The sequence below is a fragment of the Gammaproteobacteria bacterium genome (assembly GCA_013151035.1).
Lineage (GTDB): Bacteria > Pseudomonadota > Gammaproteobacteria > JAADJB01 > JAADJB01 > JAADJB01.
Genome location: JAADJB010000053.1, coordinates 59934 through 72971, shown reverse-complemented (window position 1 = coordinate 72971; position 13038 = coordinate 59934). Strand labels below are relative to the sequence as shown.

At 46.0% G+C, this 13038-nt stretch carries 13 protein-coding genes and 1 pseudogene (1 of these 14 cut by a window edge); 6 read left to right on the top strand and 8 right to left on the bottom strand.

Annotated features, from left to right (window positions below):
* Positions 1-250: pseudogene (locus GXP22_11525) on the bottom strand (histone H1) (it extends 245 nt beyond the left edge of the window).
* Positions 251-535: 285 nt separating this feature from the next.
* Here GXP22_11525 and GXP22_11520 point away from each other — a divergent pair.
* On the top strand, positions 536-715 hold the full coding sequence (locus tag GXP22_11520; protein NOX10090.1) for a hypothetical protein: 180 nt from the start codon (positions 536-538) through the stop codon (positions 713-715).
* 38 nt (positions 716-753) lie between these two features.
* On the opposite strand, the gene GXP22_11515 is transcribed toward GXP22_11520, so the two are convergent.
* Together GXP22_11515 and typA are read right to left on the bottom strand one after the other, a co-directional pair.
* The gene (locus GXP22_11515; GenBank protein NOX10089.1) at positions 754-1575 is read right to left on the bottom strand and encodes a mechanosensitive ion channel; all 822 of its coding nucleotides are present in this window, start codon (positions 1573-1575) and stop codon (positions 754-756) included.
* A gap of 68 nt (positions 1576-1643) precedes the next feature.
* On the bottom strand, positions 1644-3461 hold the full coding sequence (gene typA, locus GXP22_11510) for a translational GTPase TypA (protein ID NOX10088.1): 1818 nt from the start codon (positions 3459-3461) through the stop codon (positions 1644-1646).
* Positions 3462-3616: 155 nt separating this feature from the next.
* Here typA and GXP22_11505 point away from each other — a divergent pair, with 155 nt between their 5' ends.
* Positions 3617-4102 carry a YcgN family cysteine cluster protein gene (locus GXP22_11505; GenBank protein ID NOX10087.1) on the top strand — a complete coding sequence of 162 codons (486 nt, stop codon included), beginning with the start codon at positions 3617-3619 and terminating at the stop codon, positions 4100-4102.
* Positions 4103-4105: 3 nt separating this feature from the next.
* Here the strand turns inward: GXP22_11505 and GXP22_11500 are convergent, their stop codons facing one another.
* The 3 genes from GXP22_11500 to GXP22_11490 all read right to left on the bottom strand — a co-directional run bounded on the left by GXP22_11500 (position 4106) and on the right by GXP22_11490 (position 6269).
* A complete protein-coding gene (locus GXP22_11500) occupies positions 4106-4801 on the bottom strand; it encodes a cyclic nucleotide-binding domain-containing protein (protein ID NOX10086.1) in 696 nt (231 codons plus the stop codon).
* Positions 4802-4811: 10 nt separating this feature from the next.
* Entirely contained in the window at positions 4812-5642 is an 831-nt protein-coding gene (locus GXP22_11495) for a pyrimidine reductase (GenBank protein ID NOX10085.1), read from the bottom strand.
* A gap of 165 nt (positions 5643-5807) precedes the next feature.
* The gene (locus GXP22_11490; protein ID NOX10084.1) at positions 5808-6269 is read right to left on the bottom strand and encodes an Rrf2 family transcriptional regulator; all 462 of its coding nucleotides are present in this window, start codon (positions 6267-6269) and stop codon (positions 5808-5810) included.
* 171 nt (positions 6270-6440) lie between these two features.
* Between GXP22_11490 and GXP22_11485 the strand changes: the two genes are divergently transcribed.
* The 4 genes from GXP22_11485 to GXP22_11470 all read left to right on the top strand — a co-directional run bounded on the left by GXP22_11485 (position 6441) and on the right by GXP22_11470 (position 10985).
* The gene (locus GXP22_11485) at positions 6441-6902 is read left to right on the top strand and encodes a sigma D regulator (protein NOX10083.1); all 462 of its coding nucleotides are present in this window, start codon (positions 6441-6443) and stop codon (positions 6900-6902) included.
* 19 nt (positions 6903-6921) lie between these two features.
* Positions 6922-8115, top strand: a complete 1194-nt coding sequence (locus GXP22_11480; protein NOX10082.1) for an ammonium transporter — start codon at positions 6922-6924, stop codon at positions 8113-8115.
* A 97-nt stretch (positions 8116-8212) separates the two neighbouring features.
* Complete coding sequence (locus GXP22_11475) at positions 8213-9250, top strand: cyclic nucleotide-binding domain-containing protein (protein ID NOX10081.1); 1038 nt, start codon at positions 8213-8215, stop codon at positions 9248-9250.
* On the top strand, positions 9216-10985 hold the full coding sequence (locus GXP22_11470) for a matrixin family metalloprotease (protein NOX10080.1): 1770 nt from the start codon (positions 9216-9218) through the stop codon (positions 10983-10985). The genes GXP22_11475 and GXP22_11470 overlap by 35 nt, the downstream gene beginning before the upstream one ends.
* Before the next feature lie 5 nt (positions 10986-10990).
* Here GXP22_11470 and GXP22_11465 read toward each other — a convergent pair whose 3' ends face one another.
* Together GXP22_11465 and GXP22_11460 are read right to left on the bottom strand one after the other, a co-directional pair.
* On the bottom strand, positions 10991-11842 hold the full coding sequence (locus tag GXP22_11465; protein NOX10079.1) for an RNA pseudouridine synthase: 852 nt from the start codon (positions 11840-11842) through the stop codon (positions 10991-10993).
* Between the two features lie 295 nt (positions 11843-12137).
* A complete protein-coding gene (locus tag GXP22_11460) occupies positions 12138-12785 on the bottom strand; it encodes an adenylate kinase (protein NOX10078.1) in 648 nt (215 codons plus the stop codon).
* Positions 12786-13038 lie beyond the last annotated feature (253 nt).

Here is a 13038-nt window from a genome sequence, read left to right as displayed (position 1 = left end):
TCTTTTTCACTGCTTTTTTCTTCACAACTTTCTTCTTGGCAGCGACTTTCTTTTTCACTGCTTTTTTCTTCGGCGCTGCTTTTTTCTTTGCAGTCGCTTTCTTTTTCACTGCTTTCTTTTTAGCAGTGATTTTTTTCTTTGGTGCGGCCTTTTTCTTGATGACCTTTTTCTTTGCTACTACCTTCTTTTTTACAGCCGATTTAGCCTTGGCTGTGGACTTTTTCTTTACAGCTTTTTTCTTTACTGCCATGCGAAAATCCTCCTGGTGAATTATTAAGTCGCGTAACATAACAATTGCTATTATAGGAACTTTTATAAAAAAGAAAAGCATATCATGTGCTTATTGTTATTGTGGATGAAATGATTAGTGCTTTTTTTTGAAAGAAAATGAATGCTTATCAGTCTTTTTTAAAGATATAAAAGACCTTATGTTCTATCTCAATATTGGTTATTGGTGTTCTGGTATGGTTTAATAGCTGTCATTATTGGTAATCAGAATGTTGATTATACCCTATGTATATAGAGTTTAAATTCGATGACTAAAAAGATTGATGATTATGTTGAAAGGCTTTGTGCGGCGGGTTGTAACTCTGTTAGGGAATATATTGTATTGCTGGAGCAGGGTATCAATCACAAGGATTTTTCAGGTTTGAATGAGGAAGAAAAAAAATATCTTTATCGTGAATTAATCTCGATCATGGATGTTTATGAGTAGTTTTTTAGTGTGAAATCACTGCGTTTTTCATTTTTAGGTTAATTTATTTTGTGTAAATGTATGTCTTGTTGTGGGTAGGGTATGGATATGTTCTCCTGGTCAAAGGTGATTTTAATGGTCTCCAGTAACTGTGAACGAATACCCCAGTAGTCTTCTGCTTTAACCCATGGACGTACATTAAAATTGATGCTGCTATCGGCAAGTTCTGCCAGGGCAACTGCGGGTGCTGGATCATCAAGGATATCGCTGTGTTGTTGTAGAATGTTTTCCAGTATGTCTTTTGCTTTACGTAGATCATCTTCATAACCAATGCCAATAATGAGATCAATACGACGTGTTGGATTGGCTGATATATTAGTGATGGTACCCCCGAAAATCGAGTTGTTGGGTACGATGATTTTACGGTTGTCGCCGGTTGTGATATCCGTATTGAATATACCAATATGATCTACCGTGCCGGAGGTGCCTGCAGCCTCAATAAAGTCACCTTGTTTAAATGGGCGAAAAATGATTAACATGACTCCAGCAGAGAAGTTTGATAATGAATCCTTGAGTGCCAGGCCGACGGCAAGACCAGCGGCACCAAGAATAGCCAGCAGGGAGGTGGTTTGTACGCCAATCTGATCAAGCGCTGCAATAGCGACTGCGGCGATTAGGGCGATGTACAGGATGCTTCCGGTGAAGTTAACCAGGGTAATATCCTGACCATTTCGGGTCATCAGGTTTTTTGTCGTGTTAGTTAGTGCGCGAGCAATATAACGGCCTATGTAAAAGATGAGGATGGCCGTTATGATCCGTATTCCCCAGGGAATGAGGTAGATATTGACCCACGGGGTGTTTGTCGTCATTAGCGTGTCCATAGTCTGTCATCCTGTTGAATTCTATAAGCATAAAAAACCCCGGGTATACCGGGGTTCCTGACTTATGCTTATTTAGGTGGGCGTGATGCGCGTTTTCTGGTGTTCTCATCCAATAATTTCTTGCGGATACGAATAAAGTGAGGAGTTACCTCAACCAGCTCATCGTCATCAATAAATTCCAGGGCCTCTTCCAGGGTATGTTTGATGGGTACGGTTAGAACCAGATTTTCATCGGTACCAGCGGCGCGTATGTTAGTTAATTGTTTGGCTTTGAGCGGATTAACAACCAGATCATTGTCGCGCGAGTGAATGCCGATGACCATGCCTTCATAGATCTCATCAGCATGCACAATAAACAGCCGTCCACGTTCCTGTAGGTTAAACAGGGCGTAGGCGAGGGCTTTACCCTTGCCATTGGATACCAGCACACCATTATTACGTTGGCCAAATTTGCCTTTCTTGAATTCATCGTAATGGCTATAGACGCTGTACATTAGACCAGTACCTTGTGTGGTTGTCAGGAAATCGGTACGGAAACCAATTAAGCCGCGTGATGGAATGGTAAAATCAAGACGCATGCGACCATTACCATCCGGGGTCATATTCTGTATGTCACCACCACGTAGACCCAGTTTTTCCATTATGGAACCCTGGTGCTGTTCTTCAACATCAACCGTCAGGGTTTCATAGGGTTCCTGTGTAACACCATCAACCTCCTTGAGGATAACCTCAGGTCGGGATACCCCCAACTCAAATCCTTCACGGCGCATGGTTTCGATCAGGATAGATAAATGGAGCTCACCACGACCGGATACCTTGAATTTATCGGCATCATCGGTGTTTTCTACCCTTAGTGCAACATTATGCAGTAGCTCGCGATCCAGTCGGTCACGAATCTGGCGGCTGGTGATGAATTTACCATCCTGTCCGGCAAAGGGTGAGTTATTAACCTGGAAGGTCATGCTCATGGTTGGTTCATCAACGCTGAGTGGCGGTAATGCCTCTATATTGTCCTTGTCACACAGGGTATCCGAGATGTTTAGGTCACTAATACCGGTAAACGCAATAATATCACCCGCCTGCGCCTCTTTGACTTCGATACGCTCAAGACCAAGGAAGCCGAGTAATTGCAGGATACGACCACTACGAGTGTTACCCTCGGTATCAACAATACTGAGTTGGCTATTGGCTTTTATCTTGCCGCGTGTGATACGACCAATACCGATAACGCCGACATAGCTATTGTAATCCAGTGCGCTGACCTGCATCTGGAAGCTACCGTCAACATCGACATCGGGGGCATCGACGACCTTGAGGATGGTATCAAGCAAGGGATCCATATTCTCATCGGCATCTTCCAGTTCCATCTTGGCAAAACCATTCAGGGCAGAGGCGTATACAGCAGTGAAGTCGAGTTGTTCATCGGTTGCGCCGAGACGATCAAATAGCTCGAAGGTTTGATCTAGAACCCAGTCCGGGCGTGCGCCTGGACGATCAATCTTGTTGATAACAACAATGGGCTTGAGCCCCTGAGCCAATGCTTTTTCGGTAACAAAACGAGTCTGTGGCATGGGACCTTCAACGGCATCAACCAGTAGTAGTACCGAGTCGACCATTGATAGTACACGTTCAACCTCACCACCAAAATCAGCATGTCCTGGGGTGTCCACGATATTGATCAGGTGGTCTTTCCAGTTAATGGCTGTGTTCTTGGCAAGAATGGTAATACCACGTTCCTGCTCCAGTTCATTAGAATCCATGACCCTTTGCGGGGCATCAGAGCGGTCACCCAGGGTGCCAGTCTGTGCCAGTAGTTTGTCAACGAGGGTGGTCTTGCCATGATCAACGTGAGCGATAATGGCGATGTTACGGAGTTTTTTATTCATAATGCGTGGTCTGGATTCAGGTTGAATATAAGAGGCGGCTAATTATACAGTAAATATAAAGACTGTATTCATATAAATTCGGGGACAGACCCGTTTTGGGGGGCTGTCCCCAGCTAAAGGTCTGTCCCCAGCCAAACGAATGTTACAATACCCCTATGAAACTAGTCGGGCAACAAAAAACAAAGTCCTTTTGGCAAGAAAAGAAATTAACGGAATTCACCCCGGAAGAATGGGAATCCCTGTGTGATGGTTGTGCCCAGTGTTGCCTGCATAAACTGGAGGATGAGGATAGCGGAGATCTTTATTTTACCAATGTTGCCTGTCGCTTTCTCGATCATGAGACCTGTCGTTGTAGCTGTTATGAAGATCGCTCGGTTATTGTGCCGGATTGTCTACAGGTGACACCGCAATTGGCGATGGAGGCCAACTGGTTACCAGCGACCTGTGCTTACCGTCTGTTAGCCGTGGGAGAGGATCTGCCTGAGTGGCACCCGTTATTGAGCGGGTCGGTACAGAGTGTGTTTGATGCGGGAGCCTCAATTAGGGGGCGGGCAATATCTGAAGAATATATACACCCGGATGATTTACCCAATTATATCGTTGATGCCGATGATGATGTTGAGCTTGTGTTACTTGAATAACGCTTATTGTGCTGTTGCACCATGATCCATGAATCGTTGCAGTGACAGTGGGTGAACCATAAAATGACAGATATGATTATCATCCTTGAAATGTACCTGATCCAGGATGTGGAGTTTTTGGTAGTTGATGAAGGTATTGGTAAGATCCAGTAGCGACAAGGTGCCGGACTTGATGGGTTCCTCGAAGTCCATTTCCAGCAGAGCGTTCTCCTGTTTATTATCACCCAATTGTTTCATTATTAGCATGCCAATAAAAAGCATTTGTCGGGATTGTTTTTCGCGTACCATCACCTGATTGATGTAATTGAGCTTGGATGACATATTCTTGAGTAGACGATTCATCAATACCGGGTAGTTCTCCAAGCCTTCCATAAAACGTTCGTTGCTGAGTTCCAGCGCATTGACTTCCGTTGTTGCGACAATGCTGGCAGTGCGTTTCAGTTCCATAAAAACACCCATCTCACCGATGATGGCACCCGGCATTGCCTTGGCAATAATATTGCTGTTATTAAAGGCATCATCCTTGATGATATGAGCCATGCCTTTCAACAGGATGTAAACATAATTTGATTCTTCACCTTCACGTACGATGAGGTCATCGATCTTGTAGTTGCGGATCTCACCATATTCCATTAAAAATTGTATCGCCTCTTGTTCCAGGTGATTGAGTGGTTGATCAAGGCTGTGGTGTGTATCCATACGTGTTCTCTTATTTTATGTCAAAGGTGCTGAGCCACTGTGCTGCCCCGGCAGGTGCCTTGGTATCATAGTAGAGACTATTGAGAGTAAGGGCTACCGGGGGCTTGAGTTCGGGGCCCCAGGCAAAGGTATCAAATATCTGACCACCCAGGATCTGATGTGTCTGACTGAGATAAAGGCGATTGAGTACCCGATCCTTGATCAGGGTATATAAGACCTGGGGTCCGGAAATGGCGTAGATACTACGATATTTATGCTGTTTTAGTTGCTCAATAAGATAATGACCGTTAACAATCGAGTCGCTTGGATTAACGTGTACTGTGATACCGGATGCCTGTAGGGCATTGATTTTATCTGTTGGGGCTGTATTGCCGGTAAAGACATGAATTTGACGATGAAGATAAGGTTCCAGTGCTATCTCCGGGATGTCCAGCTGACTACTGAGAATAGCAATATCCGGTTGTGGCTGTAGACCTTGTTGTAAACGCCATGCTCTTAAATCCTGAAAATCAGCCTCCGAACCAATAGGTAACAGGTCTTGAGCAGTATTTGTTGCGGCCTGACGAAAATAACGGGAGCTAGTGAGTAGGATGTCGGCTTGTGCCGCCAGTTCCTGATATAAACGCCAGTCACGCGGATTAGCAATAGCATCGGGTACACGATGGGTTTGTTGATCAGGGTCTTGCAGACCGATACGCCCATCCAGACTGCTGATAAAGTTAGCGTAGATAAAAGGCTGTTGCCCCGTCGCTTTTTTGTGCAGGGCGTGCCCCAGGTAAAGTCCTCGTAGGGGAACCGGGTTATCTGCCAGTGGATAGAGTTGTTGAATGGTATCGATCATTAAGCATTATGGAGAGAATGCCCCGTGCTTGTAAAGATTATTTAGTAGAGTCTGTGGGTACGTATATCCCGGGGACAGAGCAAAAAAGGGGAGCCAAAGGCTCCCCTTTTCGCTCTGTCCCCATTTTGGAGATCAGTTTACCCGTATCCTCTTTTCAGTCTTGAATTACATTCTCGCGCTATAAGGACTTATAGGTGTATTGGTTACGATATGTGCATCAGAGACGATGTCATCCTCTTCCTGAATAGCATCGGCCAGCGTAATACCATCCAGAAAATGATAGATCCGACCACTTAATTGTTTCCACAATAGACGATTGATAGGGTCGCCATCAACGGCAATGGCGGTATATTGTGGGCTGTGTTTGCTCAGTCCAGACACGGCATCAATAATTTCTGCAATGGTGATTTCATGGGCAGGTTTGCTTAATCGATAACCGCCGCCAGGGCCGCGTAGACCGGTGACCAGTTGGCTTTTTCTCAAATGCGCAAATAATTGTTCCAGATAGGAGACAGAAATAGCCTGTTCCATAGAAATATCGGCAAGTGTGACGGGCCCCTGTTTCTTGTGCAGAGCCAGTTCCATCATGGCAGTAATTGCGTGACGACTTTTGGTGGATAATTTCATAACATACTCCTTGGTTTTCTTCATTCGCGGGTATCCTGAGATACTGCATATGATCAAATAGTGATCGTATTATTTAATACTTGATCAATTTAGTCAAGTATTATTTTATGCAAGGTTCCCAAGGCTTGTTATACTGTAAAAAAATAATTGAATTGAAGGTATGGGGGAGTAATGGAAGTTAATAATAGAACAGGTCACGGTGATCGCCGTTCCAGATTAAAAGAAAAGCATTCTACTTTGGTGGCAACGCGTGCTGAGACCCTGGCGTTGTACGCTGATCTGGCTCAACAGCGTCCGTTTGTTGCAGATGAAGATACCGAAGGGAGCTTGCAGGATTTTTGCCAATCCTTGATTGACTACACTGCCAGTGCGCATTTTCAGTTATATCGTTTTATTGAGAATAATCAGGAGCGTCGGCAGACTGTTGCAGCATTAGCCGACAGGATTTATCCAGAGATCGTTAAAACAACTGATTTTATTCTTGCCTTCAATGATCGCTACGATGTGGCGGTGCTGGACGATCGAGTGGATGATCTGGCGAATGATTTATCACGCCTGGGTGAAGTGTTGGCAGATCGTATTCAGTATGAAGATGAATTGATTCAGGCTTTGATGAAGGGACGTCGCCACTAATATTCAGAGGTTTATGTTGATGGAAAATTTACAGACGAGTACCGATGTTTTATTTATCTTGCTGGGCGCTATTATGGTGCTTGCCATGCATGCAGGGTTTGCCTTTCTTGAGATGGGTACTGTGCGTAGCAAGAATCAGGTTAATGCCCTGGTTAAGATCATTACTGATTTTGCCGTATCAACGATTGCCTATTTCTTTATTGGTTATGGTATCGCCTATGGGGTTGGTTTTCTTGATGGCGCACAGACCATGACGGGGAAAAATGGCTATGAGTTGGTCAAGTTTTTCTTTTTACTGACCTTTGCCGCTGCAATTCCAGCTATTATTTCAGGCGGGATTGCAGAACGTGCCCGTTTTAATCCGCATTTATTCGCTACCTTCCTCATTGTTGCGTTGTTGTATCCTTTTTTTGAGGGTGTGGTATGGAATGGTAACTGGGGTATACAAGATGCGTTGGAGAGCACTTTTGGTTTTGCTTTCCATGACTTTGCCGGTTCGGTCGTGGTTCATGCCATGGGTGGCTGGATTGCCCTTGCTGCGGTACTCCTGCTCGGTCATCGCAAGGGTCGTTATGGTAGTGATGGAACCTTGTATGCTCATCCACCTTCCAGTATCCCCTTTCTGGCATTGGGAGCGTGGATACTAACCGTTGGCTGGTTCGGTTTTAATGTGATGTCGGCTCAAACCATTGAGGGTATTAGTGGTCTGGTGGCTGTTAACTCATTGATGGCGATGGTGGGTGGTATTCTGGCAGCATTGGTTATGGGTAAAAATGATCCGGGTTTTGTGCATAATGGCCCGTTGGCGGGTTTGGTGGCGGTGTGTGCGGGGTCAGATATTATGCATCCTTTGGGTGCGTTGGTAACCGGTCTGGTGGCCGGTGCGTTGTTTGTCTGGACCTTTACCCTGACCCAGAACCGCTGGAAGATTGATGATGTACTCGGAGTCTGGCCGTTACATGGTCTGTGTGGTGCCTGGGGCGGAATTGCTGCGGGTATCTTTGGTTCGGTTGCCCTGGGTGGTTTAGGGGGTGTGAGCCTCACGGTACAGCTAATCGGTACACTGATGGGCATTGTTATTGCCTTTGGCGGTGGTTTTTTGATTTATGCGCTGATCAAGGCAGTGGTGGGTATTCGTTTGACAGAAGAAGAAGAGCATCAAGGGGCCGATCTGAGTATTCATCGTATTCGCGCAACACCTGATATGGAATAAGCCTGATGTCGTCCGCCCGAAGGAGGATACAGAGTGCTTCTATTCGGTGATTGCAGTAGAATAGGCGGATATGTTGTAAATTCAGCGGTAGTAAACAATGGTAGATGAAAAAGAGACGGTGGATCGCCGGGTTCTCGCGAGCCTGGTTCCAATCGATGGTTTATCGTCAGAAAATTTTGAAGAAGTCTATAAAAAGACTGCGCTGGAATCAGCCGCATCAGGTTCTGTGTTGTTTAAAAAAGGTGGGCAGGATAATCAGGCTGTTTATCTGATTAAAGGTACGCTGGATTTGCACGGTGAGCATGGTGATAATACTGTCATTAGGGCAGATACGCCTGAGGCACGCCACCCGGTTGCTCATCATCAGCCGCGTAATATGACCGCGACAGCGCGTTCTGATATTCAGTTTATTCGTATTGATAATGATTTACTGGATATCCTGTTGACCTGGGATCAGTCTGCCGGTTATGTGGTCTCCGAACTGGATGAGGATGATGATGCTAACACCGATTGGATGACACGCATGTTGCAGTCCAATATCTTCTACCAGATACCCCCTGCCAATATTCAGGAAGTGTTCAAACGGATGGAAGAGATGCCCATGAAAGCGGGTGAGGCTGTCATCTGTCAGGGCGATGTGGGTGATTATTATTACATTATTAGTCAGGGTCGTGCCGAGGTGACGCGTAAGTCTCCCACGGGTACCGATGTGCGTCTGGCAGAATTACAACAAGGCGATGGTTTTGGAGAAGAGGCCTTGATTACGGAATGTGAGCGCAATGCCACCATTACCATGTTGACCAATGGTACCTTGATGCGAATGTCAAAGGCGGATTTTGATAATCTGTTAAAGGCGCCGGTTATGCATGAGGTTGACCTTGAAGATGGTCAGGAGTTGGTGCGGGATGATGGTGCAGTATGGCTGGATGTCCGTCTGGAAAGTGAATTTAATAATTCAACGATTGAAGGTAGTATCAACATTCCTCTTTATCTCCTGCGGTTACGACTACATGAGCTGGATGAAGAAAAACCTTATATTGTTTTTTGTGACACGGGCCGACGTAGTTCAGCAGCGGCCTATCTATTGAGTGAGGCGGGCTATGATATTTACGTATTGGGTGGCGGCTACCGTTAAAAAAATAATAAAAGGGGGCATTGCTACCCTTTTTGTTCTATGTAGTGTCCTGATGACACCGCTGTATGCAGATACAGATATCATTTTACAACCCCTGTATCTGGGTATTAGTAATGCCAGTGATTTTGGTCGCTGGCCTGATGCCGTGGTTCCTTATAGCTATAATCCGAATAATGCCCCTGCCTTGTTTTTTGACCAACAGGTCACACTGGGGTTAATTCAGGAGGCAATGCAGGCGTGGGAAAATGTCAGTGGGGTCAGCTTCCAGCCTGCTGGTAATGGTATTTCCAATTCTGATTACACAAATAGTGATGATGATCAGGTGGTGATTGCCTGGTCAGGTTCCTTGAGTGGTGCCGCTGGACAAGGGGGAGCGGCTTCGAGTTGTACCGGAACAGAATTTCAGGCACTAGGTTATTGTGCCTATCGTGATGGCAGTGTGTTGATGAATAATAATCAACAGATCTGGGGAAGTACCCTGGATGAGCGTGCACGGGCTAACTTTGTGCGGGTGATGGTGCATGAGTTGGGGCATCTTCTGGGACTGGGTCACTCAGACAACCCGGCATCGGTGATGTATTCCAACCCCTATAATTCCCTGAACTTCCCGCGTGATGATGATATTGCAGCGGTGCAGGCTCTGTATGGTCCTCCGGCTGTCCTGGTTCCGGCGGTGCAATATAGTCCACCTTCTGTCGTGATTGATGCGCGTATCCAGGATGTGTATTTTAGTGTGGATGATGGCTCAGGAAACGTTAATTTGGCAAACAATACAACGGTAACCCAGGTTGACTCGAGTACCACGGGAACCTATGTCTGGTCTATGATACAAAGTTCCGGCATTGCCATGGCTGTGGAACTGGTCTATGTGGATCCACAGGGTTATTACTATGATGGGACAACAGTGAACCTTAATTGTTCTGCCAACAGTATTTGTACCAATGGTGTTACTGTTGCCACGCTGGAAGCGATGGGCACGATTCCGGGCGCCTGGACAGTTTATCTGTTGATTAATAATCGGCTTGCAGCCAGTAAGGCCTTGTCGGTGAATACCTCGGTATCTTTTAATCAGGCACCGACGGCTAGTTTTAGTGCGTCGGTTAGCAGTGGTGCAGCACCATTAACGGTTGCGCTGAATCTGACGGCAGTGACCGATGGTGAGGGTGATGCGGTTGATGTGAATTGGTATATTCCGACTCAGGGAGTGCTTTTTAACGTTGATGCTGATAATTTAACTGTGCTTCCAGGTTCAAGCTCACGCAATGTCACCTTTACCCAGGATGGAACCTATACTATTTATGTGGCACTGGATGATGGTCAAAGTCGTTATGGGGTGCTCAATTCAGGTTCAGAGTCTGGCTCAGGTTTCCGTACCCTGTTGAGCAAGACCATTACTGTGTCCAGTGTAGCCTCTGTTGCCAGTACTGATGTGGATGGCGATAGCGATGTCGATGCCGATGATGGACTAATGATACAACGACGTTTAACCGGAGCGAGTGATGTAACCCCGGGTGTACTCTTGCCTGCGGGAGAGGATAATGCGTCTATTGTTGCACGCATTACTAATGCTGGTCTGGCCTATGATGTGGATGGTGATGGTGAGGTTGATGCCGATGATGGGCTGATGATACAACGGCGTTTGACCGGAGCGGGCGATGTAACTCCGGGCGTGGTGTTACCAGTGGGTGTTAGCAATAGTAGTATTGTTGCTGTTATTGATGCACTGCAACCCTGATGCACTTAAAAACAAGGACAAAGATGTGCCGCTAATCGGAATTTCTTTTGCTGATGATCTACCGGGCACTCAAACGCCAGATAACAGGCTGTGAGTTGTAAATCCTGTTCATATTCCTGTTGTTGTGAACCATACAGACGATCACCAACAATAGGAAAGCCGATGGATGCCAGGTGTTGTCGGATCTGATGTTTGCGTCCGGTCTCAATAACAACCTTGACCAGTGATTGATTTTTTTCACGGTCATAACCCAGCGCTGTGACATGGCTTATTGCCGGTCGATCATCCAGTGCTTGATCAATGCACAGGGCTTTCTCTGCAACAGGGAAATGCCCCTGCACAATAGCCTGGTAGTGTTTGCTGATGGCGCGTTGCTGAAATATTCTGGAGAAGGCAGCCGCGATTCGTTTTTGATGGGCAATAATCATTAGACCGGTAGCCGCACGATCCAGACGATGCACGATGATAGCGGGACGTTGAGGTTTTTGATGTTGTTCAATCCAGCGATTAATAGTGCAGTGATCGCCCCACTTAGAGCCCTGTGATAACAGGCCATAGGGTTTGTACCAGATACTATAACCTTCCTCATCCGCAATGAGTGTGGGCTTTGGAGGTTCTGTTGCCAGTATCCCTTCATCGTAGTACAAGTGCAATTGATCGCCTTTGTTGAGGTTTTTTTTTGCGCGACGCAGGCGTGTGGTTTGTGTGCCATGGCTTAACCAGACGGCACCTTTGGTCATGGCTTGTTTGATACCCTGTCGGGAATAGGTGGTATGTTGTGCCAATAGATCAAGGGCTATCTCATCATTATGATCGACATTGATATGATATTCGCTGGGTGCTGTTATTGAATTCATTATGATAATTCACTGCTGTTCCGTTAAGAATTTATGTAATTACTGTAATAGCATGATGTTCATCGAAAAAAATGCCTGGTAAGTTCGAGACATGAATCACGTTTCTCTACCAGAGACACGCCGTGAATACATCCATGTAGGCTCCACGCCCGCGTCCATGCGGGCAAGGATCTCTGATAGAGAAACGCAATTCCTGTCTCTTGAGTTAATGGGACAGCAATGATGATAATTATAACCCATAAAAAAAGGCCGCATCCGGGTGGAATGCAGCCCTTTCAAGATTGTGCCGAAAGATTTATTTTTTCAGGTGATCCTGGATAGTATTCACTACTGCATCACTGGAGGTTGCCTTGATGCTGAGCAGGTTGCCCTTGCCTTCATAGTAACCCACCAATGGAGCGGTCATCTCGTTGAAGGTGTCCAGACGCTTGCTAATGGCCTCTTCAGTCTCATCTTCGCGTTGGATAGTCGGGCTACCACACTTGTCACAGATGCCTTCTACCTTGGATGGCATGCTCTTGATGTTATAAATAGCCTGGCAATCTGAATTGGAGCAGGTACGGCGTGTAGTCAAACGATCCAGAATAACATCACGCGCAACATCCAGATTAACAGCAGCATCCAGTTTGATGTTTAGTTTTTCCAGCATGGCACCCAGTGCATCGGCCTGAGGAATGGTGCGAGGAAAACCGTCCAGCAGGAATCCACTCTTGCAATCATCTTCCAGCAGGCGTTCGCCCATGATCTCCAGGATCAGTTCGTCAGGAACCAGTGCGCCGGAATTCATGAAGTCCTTAGCCTTCTTACCCAGTTCAGTGCCATCTTTTACAGCACCACGCAGGATGTCACCGGTAGATATTTGTACAGAACCGTCGATCTGAGTTAATAACTTGGCTACAGTACCTTTACCAGCACCAGGTGCACCTAACAGAATAAGTCTCATGTCTTTCTCCTAAAAATTGACTAAATGGTTTGAATTCGTTATTCATCACGCCTGACCCTGACTCTAATCTGGCGAAGCCGTGGATGCACATCGTTATTTCTGGATGTACCGGTGTCCAGCGTGTAAGAAGCCGCGTATTTTACAGTGTAATGAGGGAATTTGGAAATAGTTGTCTGATTTTTATCAGGCATCAATAAATCTTACACGGCTGCGGTTCTTACATTTTTGAGTTTTTGTTTTTAAGTTATTGAAA